This is a genomic window from Arenibacter antarcticus, assembly GCF_041320605.1.
GTDB classification, from domain to species: domain Bacteria; phylum Bacteroidota; class Bacteroidia; order Flavobacteriales; family Flavobacteriaceae; genus Arenibacter; species Arenibacter antarcticus.
The window spans coordinates 2,071,110-2,095,382 of sequence record NZ_CP166679.1 but is presented as its reverse complement, the minus strand read 5'-3'; the positions used below and the strand labels follow the sequence as shown (position 1 = coordinate 2,095,382).

The following is a 24,273-nucleotide window of genomic DNA, read 5'->3' as shown; positions in this document are numbered from 1 at the left end:
AACAAAATAATGAAAGCAATAAAGAATATAGGCCTACTCATTTTTCTGGTCGGTTTGGGAATATTTGCCCTCCTGCCATTGACCGGCACCTTCACATTAAGCGGGGAAAGTTTACAAACCGTACTAAAGGAACAGAATATCCAGAGCGAACTCTTTGTCACTGAAATGGAGAACAATGTGGTAGGCAAAGAATTTAATGGCATAGGCGCGCTCTCGTCAAAAGTCACGTCTGCTCTAGAAAACACCAACGCCCAACACCGTAAGAATAAGGAATACAACAAAATTATGTATACCAGTCCTCACGATATGGCCGCTACTTTTGCCAAAATTTCGGGTGAGGGTTTTATAGTATCCAACAAGATATTGATGTGGTTCCTCACTTTTGGCCTAGCCATTATTGGCGCACTTCTTTTTATCCTTCCCAATGTAATTTTATTGGGTAAAAAAGGTATTAAAAATGACGGTATTTATCATGAGAACGCCACCAACAAGGGCTGGATCGCATGGTTGGTCTTTATATTTTTGGTCTCTTTCTACCTAGTACTTTATTTCCGACCGGAATATGCAGTAAATTGGACCTACACCCTGGATCCACTTAGCCAATGGCTAAGCGGAAACCCAGCTGGACATTGGTTTGTTTACGGGTTTATGTACAGCACTGTGATGAGTGTAATGGCCGTACGGATGTATATAAAATACCGACACAACACCTATCAAATGGTCAGGACCACATCCGTGCTTTTCTTTCAGATTGTCTTTGCCTTTCTGATCCCAGAGATTATGGTGCGCTTACAAATGCCCTATTACGATTTTAAGAATATCTTCCCCTTGGATTTTGATTTCTTTTTCCAATGGAACCTAAGGTCGCTACTGAACAGTGGTGGAATTGGACTATTTATTTTGGTTTGGGGGATTGTGCTCACTTTGGTTGTAGTTCCGGTAATGGTCTATTTTTTTGGAAAGCGATGGTATTGTTCCTGGGTATGTGGATGTGGGGGATTGGCCGAAACCCTGGGGGACCCTTACCGTCAACATTCCAGCAAATCTTTGTTTTCATGGAAGGTAGAGCGCTGGCTAGTACACGGAGTACTTGTTTTTGTCGTAGGAATGACCCTTATGACCCTGTACAGCTTTTTTACACAGTCTGGTACTGTAATAGGCATAAAGACGCAGAGCGTACAGAGCGCCTATAGTTTCTTAATCGGAGCCATTTTTGCCGGGGTGATCGGCACCGGGTTCTATCCAATTTTCGGCAACAGGGTATGGTGCCGTTTTGGATGTCCTCTTGCCGCATATTTGGGATTCGTTCAACGATTTAAATCGCGCTTTAGGATCACTACCAACGGTGGCCAATGTATATCTTGTGGCAATTGCTCTACCTACTGTGAACAAGGTATTGATGTTAGGGCCTATGCACAGAAAGGAGAAAACATTGTTAGATCTAGCTGCGTAGGCTGCGGAGTATGTTCCGCTGTTTGTCCCAGAGGAGTATTAAATTTGGAAAATGGCCCTTTAAAAGGCAGAATCAATCCCACCGAAGTGTTACTAGGCAATGATGTAGACTTAATGGAATTGGTGAATAAAAAATCATAAAACTAATGATACCTTTGCACCGCCAATGCCTATAATTAATGCCATTTGCTTTCCATTCTATTGAGCAAGGCCATTGTTGGCAATCTTTCTTAGAAAACAAATTGAATTAGGAAGGACAAATACCAAAAAATCCCCTTCAAATAATATAATGACGGACATCAAAGTAATTATCCCGGCTTATAACGAAGCCGACTCTATTGCCAAAGTAATACATGAAATCCCAGAAATAGTTTCGGAAGTGATTGTTGTAAACAACAATTCTACGGATGACACCGCCAAGAATGCACAGCTTGCCGGGGCCACGGTCCTCACCGAAAACCGAAAAGGATATGGTTACGCCTGCCTTAAGGGAATAAATCACCTGTCCAAACAATCCAAACCACCCGATATTATCGTATTTATGGATGGAGATTATTCTGACTATCCCGAGGAGCTTTCCAAAGTGGTACAGCCTATTTTGGACAACGACATTGATTTGGTTATAGGTGCTAGGGTGAAGGAGTTAAGGGAGGATGGGTCTATGACACCACAACAGATTTTTGGCAATGCACTTGCTACCACCTTGATGAAATGGTTCTTTGGAGCCACGTTTACGGACCTAGGTCCGTTCCGGGCAATTAAGTACAAAACGCTAATGGCGCTCGAAATGGAGGACAAGACCTACGGTTGGACTGTAGAAATGCAATTAAAAACTATTAAAAGGCGTTTTACATATACCGAAGTACCAGTTCGTTACAAAAAAAGAATTGGGGTTTCAAAAGTATCAGGAACGTTAAAAGGAAGTATATTTGCAGGCGCAAAAATCCTAGGTTGGATATTTAAATACAGTTTAAAATAAAAAATGGGAATAACAATTACTTATCTTATCATTACCGTTTATAGTATATCCTTACTTTTAATCTTCTTCTATAGTTTGGCTCAGTTAAATTTATTGGTCAATTATTTGGGTCACAAAAGAAAAAATAAGGAAGCTCCTAAGTACAATTTACTGGATCCCAAAGAAATTCCTTACGTCACTATTCAGCTACCTGTTTACAACGAGGAATATGTAATGGAACGCTTGTTGGAGAACATTGCCAAAATAGAGTACCCAAAGAGCAAGTTGGAAATCCAGGTCTTGGACGATTCCACGGACGATTCTGTATTGGATACTGCCAAACAAATTGCAGCATTGCAGGAAACTGGACTGGATATAAAACATATAAGAAGAACTAATAGGCAAGGTTTTAAAGCAGGCGCTTTAAAAGAAGGGCTTATAACTGCCAAGGGAGAATTTATCGCCATTTTTGATGCCGACTTCCTTCCCTCCAGTGATTGGTTAAAGAAAACTGTAATATACTTTAAAGACCAGGAGATTGGTGTTGTACAGACCCGTTGGGGACACATCAACCGAGATTATTCCACACTTACCAAAATCCAAGCCTTTGCTTTGGATGCCCATTTTACATTGGAGCAGGTGGGCAGAAATGCCAAAGGACATTTTATCAACTTTAACGGCACAGCTGGTATTTGGAGAAAGGAATGTATATTGGATGCTGGTAACTGGGAGGGGGACACCCTAACAGAGGATCTGGACCTTAGTTACCGTGCCCAATTAAAGAACTGGAAATTTAAATATTTGGAAGATGTAGAAACTCCTGCAGAGCTTCCAGTAGTGATTAGTGCCGCACGGTCCCAACAATTTCGTTGGAACAAAGGGGGTGCAGAAAACTTTAAAAAGACCGTTTGGAGCGTTATTAGCGCAAAAAACATTTCATTCAAAACCAAGTTTCACGGAGTTATGCACCTGCTAAACAGCTCCATGTTCCTATGCGTATTTTTGGTAGCACTTTTAAGCATCCCCATGATGTACATTAAAAACACGTACGAGCATTTGGGGTGGATCTTTGAGGCCACCAAGTTTTTTATCCTAAGTACCATCATCCTTTTTGTGTGCTATTGGTTTACCTATAAGAGTATTCAAGGCAGTAGTTTAGATAGTTTTGTGGACTATATAAGGATTTTCTTCACCTTTTTCTCCGTAGCACTCGGTTTTTCATTGCACAATTCTATTGCCGTATTGGAAGGCCATATGGGGAAGAGGAGTGAATTTGTAAGAACCCCTAAGTTTAACCTGAACAACATCAAGGACAGCTGGAAAGGCAATAAGTATTTAACCACTAAATTGTCTCCCAACATGATCTTGGAAGCGGCATTAATGCTTTATTTCCTTTTTGGAATGTATAGCGCTATTCCCTTAAACGATTTTGGGTTGTTTCCCTTCCATTTTATGCTTTTCCTAGGCTTTGGGTACGTATTCTTTAAATCCCTTTTTGCACGCGCATAAAACAACAGGATAAACTTCGGATAATCTGTGGATTGTACGATTTAAAAACAGTAAGGGTCCGGTTCCATATACCTTTAGGAAACCGGACCCTTTTTTTAGGCACCTATTCCAATAGTCAATTTCTACAACCACCAGCAATTCCAACTAGTAGAATCTCCCTTTCATATACTCCTATTTGGTTATATTTGATTTAAATTTGATGTATGGCCAAGTAATGGTCAACCAATACCATTTATCATTTATACCCCATGAATAAAAGAGCCATTTCTTATTGGAAGCTGCACAGATTTCCAATTTTAATGGTACTTACTACCATCCTGTTCTATAGTGTTTTCGGTTACCATTTACCACGAACAGATTTTATAAAACTAATTACCCTATATTTCGCCCTTTTCTTTTTATGCTATAAACTGATACAGTTTGAAAAATGGAATTTTAAATTTCTAGTTGTTTCTGGAACCTTGTTCAGGCTAGTACTACTTTTTTCCGAACCTAACCTCTCTCAGGATTTTTATAGGTTTGTTTGGGACGGGCAATTAATCATCAATGGCATTAATCCCTATTTGCATTTGCCCAAAGACCTACTCCTAGATATCCATCGTAAAATTCCCAATGCCATGGAATTGTATCACGGAATGGGCGACCTAAGTGCCTCCAATTTTAGTAATTACCCCCCATTAAACCAGATTATTTTTGCGATATCTACCTTACTAACAGGCACTAGTACAATGGGCAGTATAATAGTCATGCGTATTATTGTAATTCTTGCCGATTTAGGGGTCCTCTATTTTGGACGCAAGTTGCTTCAGAAGCTCAATAAACCCACATATCTTATATTTTGGTATTTCTTAAATCCATTGGTCATCCTGGAACTGACAGGAAATCTTCATTTTGAAGGAGTAATGCTATTCTTTTTTATTTGGTCCTTATACCTCGTACATCAAAATAAATGGATTTTGGCCGGGGTACTATATGCCCTATCTATTTCCATTAAGCTTGTCCCCTTAATATTTCTACCCCTTTTTATAAAATACTATGGCTTTAAAAAAAGTGTGCTGTTCTATGCCGTGGTGGGCGGAGTTTCCATTTTGCTAGCCCTCCCCTTTTACGCGCCAGAATTTATCACCAATTATTCCCAGACTATAGGACTGTGGTTTTCCAATTTTGAGTTTAATGCAGGAATTTATAATCTCGTAAAATACATTGGAGTCCAGTGGGACGCAAAGCCATGGGAACTCATTAAAACTTATGGAAAAATTACTCCGATCATAATTATTAGCTGGGTCGCCTTAATCACTTTCATCCGGAACAACAAAAAAGTGAACACGCTAATAATTTCCATGTTATGGATCCTTAGTTTCTATTATTTCTTGTCCGCCACCGTACACCCATGGTACATTATATTTCTGGTACTCCTTAGCCTGTTTACAGAATTTAGATTCCCGTTAATATGGTCTATTACTATTTTTTTAAGCTATTGGGCCTACTCTAATCCAGAATATAAGGAAAGTACCATATTACTGATCATTGAATATATTGCAGTATATGGTTTTATGATTTATGAAATTATTAGATTACAAAATAAAAATCTGCTATTCCACAAAAATTGAGAATTGCAATACGATAAATCAATTTTATTTGTACTTTTGATTTTAACAATGAATAACAAAGAATACATATCAAATTATAACAAGGTTGCTAACCTTGCTTATTCATTTACGCCTACACGTCGTCGCCCGTAAGGGTGCAATTCTATCATGGAAATAGGTGAGTCCATTTCCGCTCTCAAAAAACATCAAATTATAATTTTAATTTAAAGCAACATTCAATGAAGATTGTTATTGCTAACGACTCCCATTTTAAATATGCCGAAATCATCTGTGATACTATTGCCGAATCGGCAAAGGTACGCGGTACTGGGATTGCAAAACGTACCCCAGAGTATATTCAAAAAAGACTTCATAACGGAAACGCCATAATTGCATTGGACGGTGATAAATTTGCCGGGTTCTGCTATATAGAGGTCTGGGGACACGAGAAATTCGTAGCTAACTCGGGACTCATCGTTCACCCGGATTACAGAAATCAAGGATTGGCCAAAAAGATAAAGAAAGAGATTTTTGATCTTTCGCGATCTAAGTTTCCCGATGCTAAAATATTTGGTATCACTACCGGATTGGCAGTGATGAAGATGAACTACGAATTGGGCTATAAACCAGTTACCTTTTCCGAACTCACTACAGATCCAGAATTTTGGAAAGGGTGCCAGACCTGTAAGAACTTTGATATCCTGACCAGAACGGAACAGAAAATGTGCCTCTGTACAGGGATGCTATACGACCCCGTAATAAAAGCAAAGGAAAACAGCACGGAAAAGATAAATTCCAAGGCTTTTAAACGATTGAAAAGTATTAAAGAAAGCCTATTTCTAAGTAAAAAAACTAAATAAGGGATCGCAACTTTTGCAATCCCAGAAATTATACATAAACGAGTAAGATGAAAAAATTAGTATTGGCCTACAGTGGAGGATTAGACACCTCATATTGCGCAAAATATTTATCAAAGGACCAAGGATTTGAAGTACATGCCGTAAGTGTTAACACTGGCGGATTTTCCAATGAGGAAATAGACAGTATCCACAAAAAGGCATTGGAATTAGGAGCTACTAGCTACACCTCTATAGATGCCGTGCAGACCTTTTATGAAAAGGTGGTAAAGTATTTAATTTTCGGGAATGTCCTGAAAAATAATACCTACCCGCTATCGGTAAGTGCAGAACGTATTGTACAGGCCATCGAAATTGTAAACCACGCTAAAAAGGTAGGTGCTAAATATATTGCCCACGGAAGTACCGGCGCCGGAAACGATCAGGTTAGATTTGATATGATCTTTCAGATTATTGCTCCTGAAATTGAGATTATTACCCCTATCCGAGATAATAAACTGGCTAGGGAAGCAGAAATTGAGTATTTAAAAAGCAATGGAGTAGATTATCCTTGGGAAAAAGCCAAGTACTCTATCAACCGAGGTCTTTGGGGTACCTCCGTGGGCGGGGACGAAACCCTTACTTCACACAAATCATTACCCGACAGTGCCTACCCTAGCCAATTACAGCAAACAGAACCCACCCAAATCACATTAAGCTTCCATAAAGGAGAACTAATTGCGTTGGATGGCGAAAACGACACCCCTGTAAACAATATTGTAAAGCTAGAAGCCATTGCCTCCAAATATGCCATTGGGCGCGATATTCATGTTGGTGACACCATTATTGGTATAAAAGGACGGGTAGGTTTTGAAGCTCCTGCATCTCTTATCATCATAAAGGCCCATCATTTATTAGAGAAACACACGCTTAGCAAATGGCAACAGTTTCAAAAGGAACAACAAGGGAATTTTTATGGTATGTTGTTGCACGAAGGAAACTATTTGGACGAGGTGATGCGGAATATAGAGGTATTCCTCACCGACACCCAGAAAAACGTATCGGGAGATGTCTTTGTTAGCCTCCATCCATACCGATTTGAACTCAATGGCATATCTTCTCCCCACGACCTAATGAACGCCTCTTTTGGCAGTTATGGGGAAATGAATAAAGGTTGGACTGCAGACGACGCCAAAGGTTTTATAAAGATACTTTCCAATTCGGGAAAAATATACAATCACGTAAATCCACAAAATGATTAAAGTAGGAATCATAGGGGGATCGGGATATACCGGCGGCGAGCTCATCAGAATACTTTTGAACCATCCCAATACGGAAATCAACTTTGTCTACAGCACCACTAGAGCCAACAAGAAAATTACAACCGCTCATCCTGACCTTTTGGGGGTAACGGACCTAAAGTTCACTGGCACCGTAAACCCTGATGTAGATGCTGTATTCCTTTGTCTTGGTCATGGAAATTCTACCAAATTTCTTAAGGAAAATCAATTTTCCAAGGATACTAGGATCATAGATTTAAGTAACGACTTTAGGTTGGCGGCAGATTCTATTTTGGATGGTAAAACTTTTGTTTATGGCCTACCAGAATTAAAAAAAGACGAAATTAAAACTGCAAGGCACATTGCCAATCCAGGTTGTTTTGCCACAGCTATACAATTAGCATTGTTGCCATTGGCACAGGCAAAATTATTAGAAAACCCGGTTCATATTAATGCTGTAACTGGAAGTACCGGAGCAGGAGTAAGCCTTTCTCCTACATCTCATTACAGCTGGAGAAACAACAATGTATCATGGTACAAACCCTTTACCCATCAACACCTTGGGGAAATAGAGGAAAACTTGCATAGCCTACAACAAGACACTGGCGAACTGTTCTTTCTGCCCAATAGGGGGAATTTTACTAGGGGAATCATGGCAACCGCATATACGGATTTCAAAGGAAGCCTAGAGGAGGCCTATGCCCTGTATGCCGATTTTTATAAGGATGCCGCATTTACCCAGGTAACGGAAGAGGACATCAACCTAAAACAGGTTGTGAATACCAACCAATGCCATATTCATTTGCACAAACACAATAATACCCTCCTGATTACCTCCGCCATAGACAACCTCTTAAAAGGAGCATCGGGACAGGCGGTACAAAATATGAACCTAGCCTTTGGATTTGAAGAAAATGCAGGATTGCAATTAAAAGCAGGCGTATTTTAACCGCCCTAGAAAAACCATGGCGTTGAATTTTTATATACTCTATTCTCCGCCAGTAACCAAAACATCAAACTTTACGAAATGGCATTACTTTAAAAAAATCCATTTTGATAATTATTAAATTTAAGGGAATGAAAATAGCCATAATAGGGGCCGGAAATTTAGGATTGTCCATTGCCAAGGGCATTTTGAGCACCAATGGGGCCACCTCTATGATCCTTACCAAGAGGAATTTGGGCGACTTGAAGGAAATTGAAAAATATGGAATTGTAAGTATCACCTCCGACAACAAAGAGGCGGTCAGCAAAGCCGATATCCTGATTTTTGCGGTTCAACCTGGGCATTTTGTAAAAATTTTGGCAGAGGTTAAGGACCTCCTTACGGAAAAACACGTAATCATTTCTACCATTACAGGCTTCAGCATTGCTAGAATGGAAGAAATTATTGGGCCAGACCATTATATTATTAGGGCCATGCCCAATACAGCCATTTCTGTCGGAAAATCCATGACCTGTATTTGTAGCAATGAGAAAGGGCAAAAGCGAATAGAGTTGGCCAAAGCCATTTTCAATAGAATGGGGCATTCTATGCAAATTCCCGAAGATCAGATGCAGGCTGCAACAGTAATCTGCGCCAGTGGAATTGCCTTTTGGATGCGACTGATACGTGCTACAACCCAAGGGGCTATACAGTTGGGATTCGATGCCAAAGAAGCACAGGAGTTGGCGATGCATACCTGTAATGGAGCGGCAAGCTTGTTAATTGAGTCGGATAGTCATCCAGAACGAGAAATTGACAAGGTTACCACACCCAGAGGATGTACCATATCCGGACTTAATGAAATGGAACACCAAGGCCTTAGTTCTTCCCTGATCAGGGGAATTATAGCCTCCTTCGATAAAATAAACGAAATTAAAAAGGCGTAGCCTTATTAACCCTATGGGCAGACACCCACAGGAACAAACAACTATTGGAACAGATGAAATTATTTGATGTATACCCGCTTTACGATGTAACCCCAGTCGCTGCCAAAGGAATTGTGGTTATTGATGATAAGGGACAGGAATATTTGGATTTTTATGGAGGACATGCCGTAATCTCCATTGGGCACTCCCATCCCACCTATATAAACCGACTTAAAGATCAATTGGACAAAATTGGTTTTTACAGCAATGCCATCCAAAATCCCCTACAAGAAGAATTAGCAACCAAATTGGGGAAACTTTCAGGTTGTGAGGACTACAACCTTTTCCTCTGCAATTCTGGGGCAGAAGCCAACGAAAATGCTTTAAAATTAGCATCCTTTCAAAATGGGAAGTCCAAGGTCATTGCCTTTAAAAATGGTTTTCACGGCCGAACATCGGCAGCGGTAGCCGTAACCGATAATGAAAAAATAAATGCCCCACTCAACAAACAACAAAAGGTAAGCTTTCTCCCTTTTAATGACCTACAGGCCTTTATCAGTGAGATTAGCAATGGCGATGTCTGTGCGGTAATCATAGAATCCATCCAAGGTGTTGGTGGTTTGGATATGCCTTCTCAGAAATTTTATGAAAATATAGCCAAACTCTGTAAGGAGCATCAGGTACTTCTTATTGCAGACGAGGTACAATGCGGTTATGGCAGGAGTGGTAAATTCTTTGCCTTCCAACATTTCAACATTCAACCAGACATTATCACCGTTGCCAAGGGTATGGGTAACGGATTTCCGATTGGCGGGGTGCTAATCCACGAAAGTATAAAAGCCTCCTACGGACTTTTGGGCACTACTTTTGGCGGGAACCATTTGGCATGTGCTGCAGGGCTGGCCGTATTGGATGTTATTGAAGAAGAAAACCTCATAGAGAACTCGGCCACACTTTTCGAATATTTCAAGAAAAAGGCCGCTGCCATTCCCCAAGTAAAACAAGTAAAGGGAATGGGGCTTATGTTGGGGCTCGAATTTGATTTTGAGGTATCGGAACTGCGAAAAAAACTGATCCACAACCAACATATGTTCACCGGAGGCGCTAACGACAAACATGTATTGCGAATATTACCGGCACTGAATATTACCAAGGAAAATCTAGATCAATTTTTTGATGCCCTAAAAAAAGAGCTCGCATAAATTAGTATTTTGCCATATCAGAAAGGAATACGGCGCCAAACCCTGTGGTGAAACTCTTGAAAACTGTACTTCAGTTAATTCTTGAGGAGAACCAAAAGGGGTTGATAAAGCTAGATAACTCCTCTAAGAAATTGGTGAAAAAGCAAGGAACATGAAACGAAAAAGAATTTTATTAAAAATAGGATCTAATACCCTTACCAAGGAAACCGATCATATTTCACGAGGAAAAATTGAGGATATAGGCAGACAGATTGCCAAACTAAATGACCGGTACGAATTTATCATCGTAAGTTCTGGCGCCATTGCCGCTGCCAAACAATTTGTGAAATTAGAGCACAATGGGCAAGAAATAACAATAAAACAAGCTTTGGCCTCCATCGGGCAACCCCATTTAATGCGAATTTTCCAGGAGAATTTCAGAGAATTGGGCTTATTTACCTCCCAATGTCTATTGTCGTACTCCGATTTTGAAAAAGAAGTCTCCAAAGAAAATATATGCAATACCATAAATGTATTAGTTGCCAATAATTTTATCCCGATTATTAACGAGAACGATACCGTGGCAACAGACGAGATTCAATTTGGAGACAATGACAAACTTGCGGCACTTACCGCTGCCCTGATCAAGGCGGACTTGTTGATCATAGCCACCAATACCGATGGCATTTACACCAAGGAATCTATAGACAATAATGATCCAAAGACCATAACGCATGTCCATAGTTTGGCTACGCTGGAAAAAGAAATAAACAACTCTAAATCCTCGCATGGAACTGGAGGGATGCAATCTAAGATCGAAGCCGCCACCATTGCACAAAAAGCGAATATAGAAACCTGGATCCTAAACGGCATTGAGGACAATTTTATCATTAATGCCCTTGAGAACAAAACGACTTTTACCACTATAAAATAAACACATGCAACATTATTTATCATTAAAAGACATCGACTCGCTTCCCCAATGGGTAGAGGAAGCAAAATCCTTAAAAGCGGCACCTTTGCAACACAAGGCCTTGGGAGCGGGCAAGACCATTTGCTTGTTATTTTTTAACAACAGCCTAAGAACCCGTCTTAGCACCCAAAAGGCGGCAATGAATCTTGGAATGGAAGTCATAGTGATGAATTTTGGCAGTGAAGGCTGGGCGTTGGAATATGACGATGGTACTATTATGGACCAAGGGACCTCAGAACATATAAAAGAAGCGGCACAGGTAGTGGCTCAATATTGCGATGTAGTAGCCATACGTGCTTTTGCCACCTTGACCAATAAGGAGCAGGATGAGGCCGAAGTGGTACTCAATGGCTTTAAAAAATACGCCGGAATCCCAGTAATCAATATGGAAAGTTCTGTTGGACATCCGCTACAGGCCTTAGCAGACGCCATTACGCTCTCGGAAAACAATACAAAAAAAAGACCTAAGGTGGTACTTTCCTGGGCCCCGCATCCCAAAGCTCTGCCCCATGCAGTAGCAAATTCATTTGTGGAAATGATGCAATTGCAGGATGCCGAGTTTGTTATTACCCATCCCAAGGGCTATGAACTAAACCCCGAAATTACCAAAAACTCAAAAATTGAATACGATCAGGACAAAGCCTTAGAGGATGCCGATTTTGTCTACGTAAAAAACTGGAGTAATTACCAAGATTATGGCAAGGTATTGCATCAGGATAAAAACTGGACCATGACTGCCAAGAAATTGGACAAGGCTAAATTTATGCACTGTTTACCGGTACGTCGAAATATAGTAGTCGCAGATGATGTATTAGACGGAGAGCAGTCCCTTGTCATAGAACAGGCCAACAACAGAACTTATGCTGCACAGATAGTGCTAAAGAAGGTATTACATGGCCTAGAAAGCTAAGCCCCAACTAGGAGCTACAATAACGTCAAATGAAGAATAAATAATATGAATTCCTCCAGTTTGGAGAGACTAGCAAGGGGTTATGAAAAAAAAACTATCCATTATCAAAATTGGAGGTAACATACTAGAAAACGAAGAGGAACTACATACGTTTCTGGACGTCTTTTCGGCCATGGAAGGTCCAAAAATATTGGTTCATGGAGGAGGAAAAATGGCGACTCAAATTGCCGCAAAATTAGGGATAGAATCTAAAATGATCGGAGGCAGACGAATCACAGATACCGAAGAGTTAAAGGTTATCACTATGGTTTACGGGGGCCTCGCCAATAAAAACATCGTGGCTCAATTACAGGCCAGGGGCACCAATGCAATTGGATTGAGTGGTGCCGATGGCAATACCATCAGGGCGGTAAAACGTCCCGTAAAAGAAATCGATTACGGATTTGCCGGCGATGTGGAAGAAGTGAATACCCTAGCGATATATCAGTTACTACAAGCGGAATTTACTCCTGTATTCTGCGCTATCACCCACGACATGCACGGACAATTATTAAATACTAATGCAGATACCATAGCCTCGGAAGTGGCTATTGGGATGAGTGATGCTTTTGAAACCACCCTGTACTACTGCTTCGAAAAAAAAGGCGTATTGCTAGATATTACAAACGAGGATTCCGTAGTAAAACACTTGGAACCAGGAAACTATCAAGAATTACTAGAAAAGAAAATCATAGCAGATGGCATGCTTCCTAAATTGGAAAATTGCTTTTATGCACTTCATAAAAACGTAGGCAAGGTCTGCATAGGGGATATTAGCATGTTAGCTCCCAAAGCCACCTTATATACTACCATTACCTTATAAATTACTATGGATCAAAAACAACGAACGGAAAAAGCCATTGAATTACTGCAGCAACTCATCAGTATACAGTCCTTTTCCTCTGAAGAAGATAAGACAGCAGACACCATTGAAAAGTGGCTCAGCAGCTTCAATATCCCTTTCAAGAGGGTGAAGAACAACGTATATGCGGTTAATAAACACTACGACGACAATAAGCCTAATCTGTTGTTGAATTCGCATCACGATACGGTAAAACCCAACTCAGCCTACACCAAGGACCCATACCTTCCGCATGTGGAGGATGGAAAATTATTTGGTCTTGGGAGTAACGATGCAGGAGGCTGCCTAGTGTCCCTCTTAGCTACTTTTACCCATTTCTATGAGGTAGAAAATTTAAGCCATAACATTATTATTGTGGCTTCCGCAGAGGAGGAAAGCTCTGGACCAAATGGACTTAATAGTATGTTGCCCCTGCTCCCCAAAATTGAGTTGGCCATTGTAGGGGAGCCTACACTAATGCAACTGGCCATTGCGGAAAAAGGTTTGGTAGTGTTTGATGGAAAGGTAAGTGGCACGCCTTCGCATGCAGCTCACCCCAATAACAACAACGCTATTTACAATACCATTGAAGTCCTTCAGTGGTTCAAAAACTATAGTTTCCCGAAAATTTCGGAGGTCTTGGGCGAGGTTAAACTTACGGTCACACAAATAAAGGCCGGCAATCAGCACAATGTAGTACCAGGCCATGTAGACTTGGTAATTGATGTGCGCGTAAACGACTGTTATAGCAATAAGGAGATTGCGGATATCCTGACCAAGGAAGCGCCTTGCGAAATGGTTCCACGTTCTTTGCGATTAAATTCGTCCTCCATAGACAAGGACCACCCTTTGATACAGTCGGGCTTAGCATTGGGAAGGGAAACTTATGGGTCTCCAACACTTTCGGATCAGGCCTGCTTATATTGCCAGTCCCTAAAATTGGGACCTGGGGATAGCACCCGCTCCCATTCTGCGGACGAATTTATCTATATTCGGGAAATAGAGGAGGGCATTGACCTGTATATAAAAATACTGGAAGGCTTTCTGTTGAATAAGTAGTAGACAATAGATTTTCATAAAGAATAAAATAGCTAGTACATTAAACCGTTTCCCGTGTTTTCGGGAAGGAAAAAAACATAGAAAATGAAACTTTGGGACAAAGGCTTTAGCACGGACAAAAAAATAGATCATTTTACAGTTGGGAACGATAGGGAATTAGACCTACTCCTAGCCAAATACGATGTAATTGCCTCCAAGGCGCATGCCAAGATGTTGGGGAAAATTGGGCTCCTTACTTCCAAGGAAACAAATGACTTGGTGAGGGAGCTAGATAATATCGCAAAAACAATTGAGAAAGGTAAATTTGTGATCGAAGACAGTTTTGAGGATATGCATTCTAAAATTGAGTATGTATTGACTGAGAAATTGGGCGATACTGGCAAGAAAATACATACCGCAAGGTCTAGGAACGATCAGGTTCTAGTAGCCATGCACCTCTACCTTAAAGCCGAACTTACTGAAATAAAGGGCGAGGTAAAGGTCCTTTTTGATTTGCTGTTAAATTTGGCTGATAAATACAAATCTGTACTCATACCGGGCTACACTCACTTACAGATTGCTATGCCCTCCTCTTTTGGACTGTGGTTTTCCGCCTATGCGGAGAGTTTGGTAGATGATCTATACTTTGTGGATGCTGCCTTTAAGGTGGCAGACCAGAATCCGTTGGGAAGTGCTGCAGGATATGGCAGTTCTTTTCCTATAGACCGTGATTTTACCACAGCGGAAATGGGCTTCGAAACTATGAAATACAATGTGGTGGCCGCCCAGATGGGACGCGGGAAGGTAGAAAAAGCAGCAGCATTCGGAATGAGTAATATTGCAGCGACTCTTTCTAAAATGGCCATGGATATCTGCCTATATATGAGCCAAAATTTTAATTTTATTTCCTTTCCAGACGAGCTTACCACAGGAAGCAGCATTATGCCGCACAAGAAAAATCCGGATGTTTTTGAACTCGTTCGTGGAAAGTGCAATAGACTACAGGCGGTACCCAACCAATTAATCCTTATCACCAACAACCTGCCTAGTGGGTATCACCGGGATCTACAATTAGTGAAAGAAGTAATTGTTCCCGCTATTCAGGACCTGAAAGCCTGTTTGGAAATACTCACCTTTAGCTTGCGGGAGATCCGTGTAAACGAAGCTATTTTGGAAGACCCCAAATACGATTATCTCTTCAGCGTGGATACGTTGAACGAATTGGTATTGAGTGGTGTGCCGTTTAGAGATGCCTATAAAAAGATGGGAAAAGAGATCAACGAAGGAACCTTTTCCCCAAAAAGGGATATAAAACACACGCATAAGGGAAGTTTAGGGAATTTGTGCTTGGCAGAGATCCGAAAGAAAATGGAGAAAATTGCTTAGTATCCTCAATTAGGAAAGCTTAAACCGCATCTTCAAGTGAAGCCGATGGCTATTGGAGCTCGAATAAAAAGTACTCCACTACCCCCACCAATTGGAGGGGGTAGTTAGTTATTAACACAATGCCTTTAAGTATTCCGTCAAGTATTTTTCTTTTTCTTTGGATTTGTACTGCACTATATAACGAGGATGGTCCAAAACCGTGATAGTATCAAATAATTTTTCCTTTTCATTGATAACCTTCAAATACTTTGCGTTTTTCTTACCTAAAACGATGCAATTTGTGGTGTCCATTCCCAACGCAATAAGTTTCTTTAAGCTCGATATTATAAAGGGCCTTGTTTGGTCAAACAATTGATTATAGTCGTAGTAATTACAGTTAACCCAATTTCCTTTGGCATTTTTTTCGATAAAACCAAGGGGAGACATTGAGTTTATAAAGTAATCCGCATAAAATTTCTCCACTCCCCCATAAGCTTCTATTACCTCATAAATAAAAACAGAGGAGGGCTCGTGGCTGATAACTGAGGCTATTCCTATATTACAGATATCGGTAAGTCTTTTGGTGTCGGTAAACGGGATCCCTGTCACCCCAGCACCCAATCTTCCCGGATTTATCCCTACAATTAGTTTCCTTTTATTGGTATCGTCATAGAATTTATGGTAGAAGGAATCCGTGATAGTAAGGATTTCTGTATTGTCCTTAAAAGGATTCATCACCTGTATCCCATTAAACAATTTCCTAGAAAAATTGAGGTCCTTATTAAACCTAATAATCCTTATTGCAAGTGTTTCGTTCATCCTCCCCTATCTATTTTTGGGTTATCCTGCATACAAACAAGATACCGAAAAAAAAATGAACTAAGTCAATTACCCCAAGGCATCGGACGGAAACTACCGATAACAGTTCTACACAAGCTTATACATGACAATACGATACTGGATGCCGCCAAAAGTAGGCTAACCACCCTTCTCTACTCGTGAGAGGGGTGGGAATGTAATTTATTTTATACTTTCTGACTTTGCTGGTGGTTATTCACTGCCCCATGGTGCAGCTGGGGTGCCTACTATCTTGGTGAGGTCAAATTTCACAGAGAAGAACCTGTCAGTCCCTATTCTGCGCAAGTTATAAGTAAAGGAAGTATCGTCCACGGTAAACCACCACACATTATTGGAAGCATGTTCCAATAAATTAGAAGTAAATTGGTCCGCTGGAAAAAACTGTATGTCGGCCAATCCGGTATTAGGACTACGTCCGCCGTATTGGGTAACGGTATCTTCAGAACCATCTTTTAGTCTATGATCGTGTTTAAGGAGAATTAAATTATCGTCTCCCCTAGTAAGTACCCAAGTTCTGGATTTGTCATCACCCACAAAAAAAGGTATTCTGATCTCGTTTTCGTCACAGGCACGAACGTGCATCAGTAATTTTTCGCCAGTAAAGCCATCTCCTTCTTTTCCTCCGGCAGTGATGACACCTTCATAGGACTTTCCGCAATGATTTTCTAAGGTATTCCAAAATTGTACCGACCCAGGCACTTCCTGCGCCATTATTTGAAGGGGTACTGCTAATAAAATAAAAAGGAGTTTTCTCATAGCCCGAATATATGTAATTATTTCTTGATGGCAATCACACAATGGATTCTGAAAAATAGGCCGTAGTCTTCCTGTTTATTGAAAAAATAAAGATCGGGAAACTAAAAAAAACCCACTAGGGATTATATCACCAATGGGTTTTTAGTTTTGTGGAAAGAAGAATATTACTTGATCATTCCAAGGTTAATTACCTCCTGATCAGTAAGGTAACGCCAATGTCCACGCGGCAAGTCCTTTTTGGTGAGTCCGGCATAAACCACTCTATCCAATTTGACCACCTCATATTCCAATTCTTCAAAAATACGTTGTACAATCTTATTACGGGTACTTCTCAACTCTATTCCAACTTCCCTTTTTGGGGCATTGTCTATAAAACTAACATCATCTACCCGAACCACACTCTCTTCTATCTGTATACCATCCTTAATTTTCTGAAGATCTTCTCCCCTAAGATTCTTATTGAGCTCTACATGATAAATTTTCCTAACTCCATTTTTTGGTTTGGCAAGGCGTTTAGACATTTCCCCGTCATTGGTAAACAACAACAGTCCCGTAGCGGTCTTATCCATTTTCCCTATAGGAAGTAGCTTGGATTTAGAGGCATGAGTAATTAATGAGGAAACGGTTCTCCTCCCGTGTTCATCCTTTGCCGAAGTCACAAAATCCTTTGGTTTGTTTAGGAGTACATATTCCTTTTTCTCAGGATTTAACAAGCGTCCATCAAACTTTACCTCGTCGGTAAGTTTTACTTTGTACCCCATTTCTGTGATAGGCTTGCCGTTTACTGTAATATTACCAGCGGAAATATAGATATCGGCATCCCTTCGTGAACATACTCCAGAATTGGCCACATATCGATTCAACCTCATAACATTGGGATCGGAGGCTGGCTTTGCATCGTTATTTTTCTTTAGTGGCGCATTTCCTCTGGAGAAACTTTTCTTACGAAAATTACCTCCCTGCCTTCCAGACGCCTTTTTATCGTCATTTGAATCTGACCTACTCATATGTAATTTATTTGATGCAAAGGTAATAAAGGAAATTGGATGATTGTGCGAATCGTACCGTAATTCGGCATTAGCGTAGAATTCTATTTAAAACGAGGTCTATATCGATCAACAAAATACTGAAAACTCCAGCAATTATGATCAATTTAAGGATGATATGCAGCCAAACATAATGTTTTTTATTATTTGCCTTGATCAACAAAATCAGAAATCCGATCTGAAAAAAGATACTTGCAATAAAATAAATATACATATAACCCACATCAAAATATTCGATCAACAGGAGTGATGGCACCAAAGTAAGCACAATAAGGATGGTGATGCAAATTTTAGAAAAGGTCACTCCGTACAAAATGGGAATGGTCTTATAGTTTTGGACCAGATCCCCAGCTATATTCTCCAAATCCTTAATCATTTCACGGGCCAAAATCAATAAGAACAGAAATAGCGCATGTACAAAGATCCCGATCTCAAAATTTTTATAATATACAAAAACAGCGAAAAATGGGGCAATTGCTAAAGAAGCAGAAACAAAATTCCCTAAGAAAGGCAACTTTTTTAGTTTGTGGGAATAGAACCAAATTCCGAAAATATAAGCAGAGAAAAACAATACTGCTTTAAAGGACACGTAGCTCGCCAAAAAAACGGAGATAAAATTCAGCACAAAATAGGTGGAGAGTTTGGTTCGCTGGCTCACCAATCGATCTAACATACTCTTCCTTGGCTTATTGATCAAGTCCTTTTCCGCATCGTAGAAATTGTTGATGATATAACCGCCAGCAATCACCAGCGCGGAAACAACTACAATAACAAAGAGATTTAAATCCAAAACCACTTCCCTAAGAGGTAGATTGGGCGCAAGAATATAAATGGAGGCCAAGTATTGGGCCAGAACAATCATTAGGATATTGTAACCTCGAATAACGGAAAACAAGCTCAGAACCTTTAAAAGCAAGAGCTTATTTTTTCTACTAAGCATATCTTGGAGTCTTAGAAGTTATAAACTACTTCTAAATTATAGTCTTTTAATATTTTTCTGGTTTTTTGGATATCCTCTGTGAAACCCAATATATAGCCACCACCACCAGAACCACATAATTTTAGGTAATAATCATTGCTCTCTAACCCTTGTTTCCAAAGTTTATGGAATTCTACGGGGATCATAGGCTTAAAATTATCTAGGACTACATTGGATAATTGCTTTAAGTTTCCGAAGAGCGATTTAATATTGCCAGTAATAAAATCCTCTACACAGGCATCGGTATGTTTTATAAACTGGTCTTTTAACATGGACCTAAACCCTTCATGCTTCATTTGCTCCATAAACAAATGTACCATTGGAGCAGTCTCACCAATGCTACCACTATCCAATAAAAAAACAGCTCCCTTCCCATCAAAATTTTGCGAAGGAATACTGGTAGACTCTATATTATCTCTAGAATTTATTAAAATCGGAAGGCTTAAATAACTATTTAAAGGATCTAGACCAGAAGAATTCCCATGATAAAAAGATTCCATTTTACTGAAAATGGACTTCAATTTCAATAGTTTTTCCCGGGTAAGATTTTCTAATACCGTAATTTTATCTAGACCGTATTTATCGTAGATAGCGGCTACTAAGGCACCACTACTACCCACGCCATATCCTTGAGGGATAGAACTATCAAAATACATGCCCGTGGCAAGGTCATTCTTTAAAGCCTCCAAGTTAAAACGTACCAAAGAGGTATTCTCTTGCTGCACCTGCTCCAAATATTCCGCAAACTCTTTAAGACTGGCATTGGATTTCTTAGCCTGCTCAGAATCTTTATCCGGTGATTTTAGGGCACCTTTAAAAAAATTATAAGGTATGGAGAGTCCTTTGGAATCCTTAATGATTCCATACTCCCCAAAAAGTAGAATTTTAGAATAAAATAGCGGTCCTTTCATTTTATTAAGTTACTAATAAATTTATAATCATGAATAAAAAATAAATACCGCAAAATTGGCGCTCAGGTAATTTCACTTTCCCAACCAACCTCTACACTATGGTTTAATTTTTTATCTTCCTTCAAAACGCAACAGCACCATCCCCAATTTGATCGCAAATATACTGCTGGTTTTCACAATACGCAACCAACTCATCCTTAATAAATTGCAAAATCAATTCTTTTTCAGATGCCGGATACAACACATGTACATTGGCCCCAGCGTCTAAAGTAAAGCAGATGTGCAATTTACTAGTAGCCCTAAATTCCCAAATCTTATTGATAATTTGTAAAGTATTCGGTTTCATCAACATAAAATACGGTAAACTACTCATCATCATGGCATGAAGGGTAAGTGCCTCGCTCTCCACAATTTTTACGAAATTGGTAAGATCACCATCAGCGAGGACCTTTTGTAATTCGGTTAAGTTATCATGCGCTTGCTCAAATCGTCTCTCTGCAAAGGGGTGGTTGTGCATTAAATTATGCCCAACAGTACTACTAACCTGTTTTTGCCCCTTATCTACCAAAAGGATGGTGTCCTGAAAACCTTCAAATACCTGGTGCACCTTATAGGGATATTCAATGGCATAAAAGTCCGAGCTACCCTCTGTATTCTGGTGCTGACCCCATTGCATTAAAGGCCCTTTTATACTTCTGGAAGCACTTCCGGAACCCAATCTAGCCAAAAAAGAGGCCTTTGTATTAAAAAACGCCACCTCCATATCTGGATTTAACTGCTTTTCAATATGCATTAAGCAAAGTGCTAGAGCAGACATACCACTAGCCGAAGAGGCAATCCCGCTGCTGTGGGGAAAAGAATTAGAAGTTTCTATAACAAAATGATAGGACTTTAAAAATGGCAAATAAGGTGCTACTCGAGTCAAAAAGGTTTGAATCTTGGGCTTAAAATCGGGCTTGGGCTTCCCACCAAAAAACAGCTCAAAGGAAAAATCTTCACTTGGCACATCTAACTTAGTGTATTTAAGGCTTGTTGTTGTGGCACAGGAGTCCAAAGTAAAACTGATGGAAGGATTGGCTGGCACCTGATTTTCCTTTTTTCCCCAATATTTTATCAAAGCAATATTACTGGGAGATTTATAAGTTACCATTCCATCTACTACGGGGCTTGTACAGTTCACCGGAATAAAGTTTTTTTCCATCATAATCCTTACAATTTGCACAAAGATAGTTTTTAAGGCGTTTTGCCCTAGTTGCTGTTAAAATAAATTCCTAATTTAGAGGAATAACCACCACCTTTTGAAAAAACAATATACCTATATCGGAATCTCGGTAGCGATCTGCCTCTTGGTTGGATTCTTATCTAGTTTTGCAACGCAAAGCTCGGTAAACGATTGGTATTTACAGCTAAACAAACCCTGGTTTAATCCCCCTAGTTGGATTTTCGCTCCGGTGTGGACCCTTCTTTATATTTTAATAGGCATTGCCGCAGGAAGGGTATGGGCGAAAGGGTTTTATCATATTTGGGTGAAAACGGCCCTATACCATTTTGGGATACAATTGTTGTTTAATGCCTTATGGAGTATTGTTTTTTTCGGTTTCAAAAACACCTTTGGAGCGTTACTGATTATCCTTACCTTATTAGTATTGTTGATCTTCACCATAAAATGGTTTAGAGTGGTAGATAAAATCGCAGCTTATCTCCTAATCCCTTATCTACTTTGGGTCTGTTTTGCCATTGTTCTCAACTTTAAAATTTGGGAGTTAAACTGAACCAGACTGCAGTTTGACGCTTAATTTTATGTTGGGCGTTCCCCTATCGGGTCGCTCTTTCCGCTATATCTTTTTTGGCGCTTCCCTTGCACTTTTTTGTTTGCTTTTAGATAATACCAGCAAAACCTACAAGGTTTCGGAAACCTTGTAGGACATCGCTAAAAATGATAAAATCCAAAAAAGGATACCGCTACAATAGCTAACGCAAAGATCAGTTAGTAGTTATTAAAATTAGTGTGAAGTATAACCTAATTAGAAGTGAGATTTATGGTATTCGCAATCAATTGGGCATGTCCGAAAACAAGAACCTATATACTTTCAACAAATATTTAGTTGGAGATAGGCCAAAAATAATCAAGATAAAAACGGAACATCCACCTTTACTATTATGACCACAGGAATACTATAATAGTAAAAATTTACTCTTGTATAAATAAAGCCATAAAGGTACATTCCCAATGGCAATCCCACCCTTTTCAATTAAGAAAACAGCTATTACCTGAATATCTCAATAGTATTTTTGACTATGCCCATTCCTAATATTGTAAAGACATTTAAAATAAATCCACTTATTTCACTATCTTAATCGCTATTTTAAATAAGAAAACCCCAATGGCAGATTACATTTTGGCTTTAGATCAGGGTACTACCAGTTCCCGTGCGGTTGTTATCGACAAGAAGGGCAACATTGTTTCGGTTGCACAAAAAGAATTTACGCAATATTTTCCGAAACCCGGGTGGGTAGAGCACGATCCCTTGGAAATATGGTCCTCCCAAGCAGGAATGGCCGCGGAAGCCACTTCCAAGAAAGGCATTTACGGTTCGGATATTGCCGCAATAGGCATCACCAACCAACGAGAAACCGTAGTGGTTTGGGACAAAAACAATGGTCAGCCTGTATACAATGCCATCGTTTGGCAAGATAAACGGACCTCCGACTATTGCGACCAGTTAAAAAAACAGGGAAAGTCGCAACTGATCCGTGAAAAAACAGGATTGGTTATAGATTCCTATTTTTCGGGTACCAAGGTAAAGTGGATATTAGACAATGTGGAAGGCGCAAGAGAAAAGGCCGAAGCAGGGGACCTATTATTAGGAACCATAGATTCTTGGCTCATTTGGAATATGACCAAAGGGGAATTACATATCACCGATGTCACCAATGCATCCAGAACCTTACTCTTTAATATTAACACCTTGGAATGGGACCAAGAACTCTTGGACCTGTTCTCCATTCCAAAATCCATGCTGCCACAGGTAAAGGAATCCAGTGAAGTATACGGTCATACCAATCCCAATTTTTTTGCTTCCAAAATTCCAATTGCAGGAATAGCAGGGGATCAGCAGGCAGCCTTATTCGGACAAATGTGCACCAAACCTGGAATGGTAAAAAACACCTATGGTACGGGTTGCTTTATGCTGATGAACATAGGGGAAAAACCTATTGTTTCCGAAAACAATCTCCTCACCACCATTGCTTGGAAAATTAACGGAAAGACGCAGTATGCACTGGAAGGAAGTATTTTCATTGCCGGTGCCGTGGTACAATGGCTAAGGGATGGTATAAAAATCATAAAGAAATCATCGGATATAGAAGCCTTGGCAGCTACTGTAAAAAGTACTGAAGGCGTTTATTTTGTTCCCGCATTTGCAGGTTTGGGAGCACCATACTGGGACCAGCATGCCCAAGGCACCATCTTTGGCCTTACCCGTGGTAGTACCGATGCGCATATAGCCAGAGCGGCGATAGAGTCCATCGCCTTTCAGACTATGGATGTACTAAAGGCCATGGAGGCCGATTCCAATATAAAGATCAAGGAACTTCGAGTAGATGGTGGGGCCACCGTAAATGATATGCTGATGCAATTTCAGTCCGATGTCCTAAATACAGCTACTGTACGTCCAAAAGTGATAGAAACCACCGTTATGGGGGCCGCATATTTGGCGGGATTGGCAGTGGGCTTTTGGGATAGTCTAGAAGAAATCCAAGAAATATGGCAGACCGATGCCAATTTTACGCCCAGCACCGAACGAAAAGAAATTGAAGCCAACATTAAAGGCTGGTATAGGGCTGTTAAGGCTTTGCAATATTGGTCAGATCAAAATTCTTAAATAAATAATCCTACTAA

At 40.1% G+C, this 24,273-nt stretch carries 22 protein-coding genes; 16 read left to right on the top strand and 6 right to left on the bottom strand.

Annotated elements, in window-relative coordinates; genetic code table 11:
- The first annotated feature begins 9 nt into the window (after positions 1-9).
- The 14 genes from KCTC52924_RS08575 to argH all read left to right on the top strand — a co-directional run bounded on the left by KCTC52924_RS08575 (position 10) and on the right by argH (position 15,843).
- Positions 10-1,593: a 4Fe-4S dicluster domain-containing protein gene (locus tag KCTC52924_RS08575; protein ID WP_251806314.1), complete on the top strand. Its 1,584-nt coding sequence runs from the start codon at positions 10-12 to the stop codon at positions 1,591-1,593.
- A gap of 148 nt (positions 1,594-1,741) precedes the next feature.
- Positions 1,742-2,431 (top strand): glycosyltransferase family 2 protein, encoded by a 690-nt coding sequence (locus KCTC52924_RS08570; RefSeq protein ID WP_251806313.1) that lies wholly within the window; start codon positions 1,742-1,744, stop codon positions 2,429-2,431.
- A 3-nt stretch (positions 2,432-2,434) separates the two neighbouring features.
- Positions 2,435-3,919, top strand: coding sequence for a cellulose synthase family protein (locus KCTC52924_RS08565; protein ID WP_251806312.1), 1,485 nt, complete (start codon positions 2,435-2,437; stop codon positions 3,917-3,919).
- A 248-nt stretch (positions 3,920-4,167) separates the two neighbouring features.
- The gene (locus tag KCTC52924_RS08560; protein WP_251806311.1) at positions 4,168-5,529 is read left to right on the top strand and encodes a glycosyltransferase 87 family protein; all 1,362 of its coding nucleotides are present in this window, start codon (positions 4,168-4,170) and stop codon (positions 5,527-5,529) included.
- A gap of 218 nt (positions 5,530-5,747) precedes the next feature.
- Positions 5,748-6,368: a GNAT family N-acetyltransferase gene (locus KCTC52924_RS08555; protein WP_251806310.1), complete on the top strand. Its 621-nt coding sequence runs from the start codon at positions 5,748-5,750 to the stop codon at positions 6,366-6,368.
- Between the two features lie 47 nt (positions 6,369-6,415).
- Positions 6,416-7,606 (top strand): argininosuccinate synthase, encoded by a 1,191-nt coding sequence (gene argG, locus KCTC52924_RS08550; RefSeq protein ID WP_251806309.1) that lies wholly within the window; start codon positions 6,416-6,418, stop codon positions 7,604-7,606.
- A complete protein-coding gene (gene argC / locus KCTC52924_RS08545) occupies positions 7,599-8,573 on the top strand; it encodes an N-acetyl-gamma-glutamyl-phosphate reductase (RefSeq protein WP_251806308.1) in 975 nt (324 codons plus the stop codon). Before argG ends, argC begins: the two co-directional genes overlap by 8 nt.
- A 128-nt stretch (positions 8,574-8,701) precedes the next feature.
- Positions 8,702-9,496 carry a pyrroline-5-carboxylate reductase gene (gene proC, locus KCTC52924_RS08540; protein WP_251806307.1) on the top strand — a complete coding sequence of 265 codons (795 nt, stop codon included), beginning with the start codon at positions 8,702-8,704 and terminating at the stop codon, positions 9,494-9,496.
- A 53-nt stretch (positions 9,497-9,549) separates the two neighbouring features.
- Positions 9,550-10,677, top strand: a complete 1,128-nt coding sequence (locus tag KCTC52924_RS08535; RefSeq protein ID WP_251806306.1) for an aspartate aminotransferase family protein — start codon at positions 9,550-9,552, stop codon at positions 10,675-10,677.
- A 151-nt stretch (positions 10,678-10,828) separates the two neighbouring features.
- Positions 10,829-11,590 (top strand): glutamate 5-kinase, encoded by a 762-nt coding sequence (gene proB / locus KCTC52924_RS08530; protein WP_251806305.1) that lies wholly within the window; start codon positions 10,829-10,831, stop codon positions 11,588-11,590.
- 4 nt (positions 11,591-11,594) lie between these two features.
- A complete protein-coding gene (locus KCTC52924_RS08525) occupies positions 11,595-12,539 on the top strand; it encodes an acetylornithine carbamoyltransferase (protein WP_251806304.1) in 945 nt (314 codons plus the stop codon).
- 82 nt (positions 12,540-12,621) lie between these two features.
- Complete coding sequence (gene argB / locus KCTC52924_RS08520) at positions 12,622-13,401, top strand: acetylglutamate kinase (RefSeq protein ID WP_251806303.1); 780 nt, start codon at positions 12,622-12,624, stop codon at positions 13,399-13,401.
- A 6-nt stretch (positions 13,402-13,407) separates the two neighbouring features.
- Positions 13,408-14,478, top strand: coding sequence for a M20 family metallo-hydrolase (locus tag KCTC52924_RS08515; RefSeq protein ID WP_251806302.1), 1,071 nt, complete (start codon positions 13,408-13,410; stop codon positions 14,476-14,478).
- 84 nt (positions 14,479-14,562) lie between these two features.
- The gene (argH, locus tag KCTC52924_RS08510; protein WP_251806301.1) at positions 14,563-15,843 is read left to right on the top strand and encodes an argininosuccinate lyase; all 1,281 of its coding nucleotides are present in this window, start codon (positions 14,563-14,565) and stop codon (positions 15,841-15,843) included.
- A gap of 111 nt (positions 15,844-15,954) precedes the next feature.
- Here the strand turns inward: argH and KCTC52924_RS08505 are convergent, their stop codons facing one another.
- The 6 genes from KCTC52924_RS08505 to KCTC52924_RS08480 form a co-directional block, all read right to left on the bottom strand.
- The gene (locus KCTC52924_RS08505; RefSeq protein ID WP_251806300.1) at positions 15,955-16,641 is read right to left on the bottom strand and encodes an SMUG2 DNA glycosylase family protein; all 687 of its coding nucleotides are present in this window, start codon (positions 16,639-16,641) and stop codon (positions 15,955-15,957) included.
- A gap of 231 nt (positions 16,642-16,872) precedes the next feature.
- Positions 16,873-17,436 carry a hypothetical protein gene (locus KCTC52924_RS08500; RefSeq protein WP_251806299.1) on the bottom strand — a complete coding sequence of 188 codons (564 nt, stop codon included), beginning with the start codon at positions 17,434-17,436 and terminating at the stop codon, positions 16,873-16,875.
- Positions 17,437-17,600: 164 nt separating this feature from the next.
- Positions 17,601-18,443 carry a pseudouridine synthase gene (locus KCTC52924_RS08495; RefSeq protein ID WP_251806298.1) on the bottom strand — a complete coding sequence of 281 codons (843 nt, stop codon included), beginning with the start codon at positions 18,441-18,443 and terminating at the stop codon, positions 17,601-17,603.
- Between the two features lie 70 nt (positions 18,444-18,513).
- Positions 18,514-19,422, bottom strand: a complete 909-nt coding sequence (locus KCTC52924_RS08490) for a geranylgeranylglycerol-phosphate geranylgeranyltransferase (RefSeq protein WP_251806297.1) — start codon at positions 19,420-19,422, stop codon at positions 18,514-18,516.
- A gap of 11 nt (positions 19,423-19,433) precedes the next feature.
- Complete coding sequence (locus tag KCTC52924_RS08485) at positions 19,434-20,372, bottom strand: mevalonate kinase (protein ID WP_251806296.1); 939 nt, start codon at positions 20,370-20,372, stop codon at positions 19,434-19,436.
- A 121-nt stretch (positions 20,373-20,493) separates the two neighbouring features.
- Positions 20,494-21,576, bottom strand: a complete 1,083-nt coding sequence (locus tag KCTC52924_RS08480) for a diphosphomevalonate/mevalonate 3,5-bisphosphate decarboxylase family protein (protein ID WP_251806295.1) — start codon at positions 21,574-21,576, stop codon at positions 20,494-20,496.
- A gap of 94 nt (positions 21,577-21,670) precedes the next feature.
- On the opposite strand from KCTC52924_RS08480, the gene KCTC52924_RS08475 reads away from it, so the two are divergent.
- Positions 21,671-22,144, top strand: coding sequence for a TspO/MBR family protein (locus KCTC52924_RS08475; protein ID WP_251806294.1), 474 nt, complete (start codon positions 21,671-21,673; stop codon positions 22,142-22,144).
- Between the two features lie 612 nt (positions 22,145-22,756).
- Positions 22,757-24,256, top strand: coding sequence for a glycerol kinase GlpK (gene glpK / locus KCTC52924_RS08470; protein ID WP_251806293.1), 1,500 nt, complete (start codon positions 22,757-22,759; stop codon positions 24,254-24,256).
- Positions 24,257-24,273 lie beyond the last annotated feature (17 nt).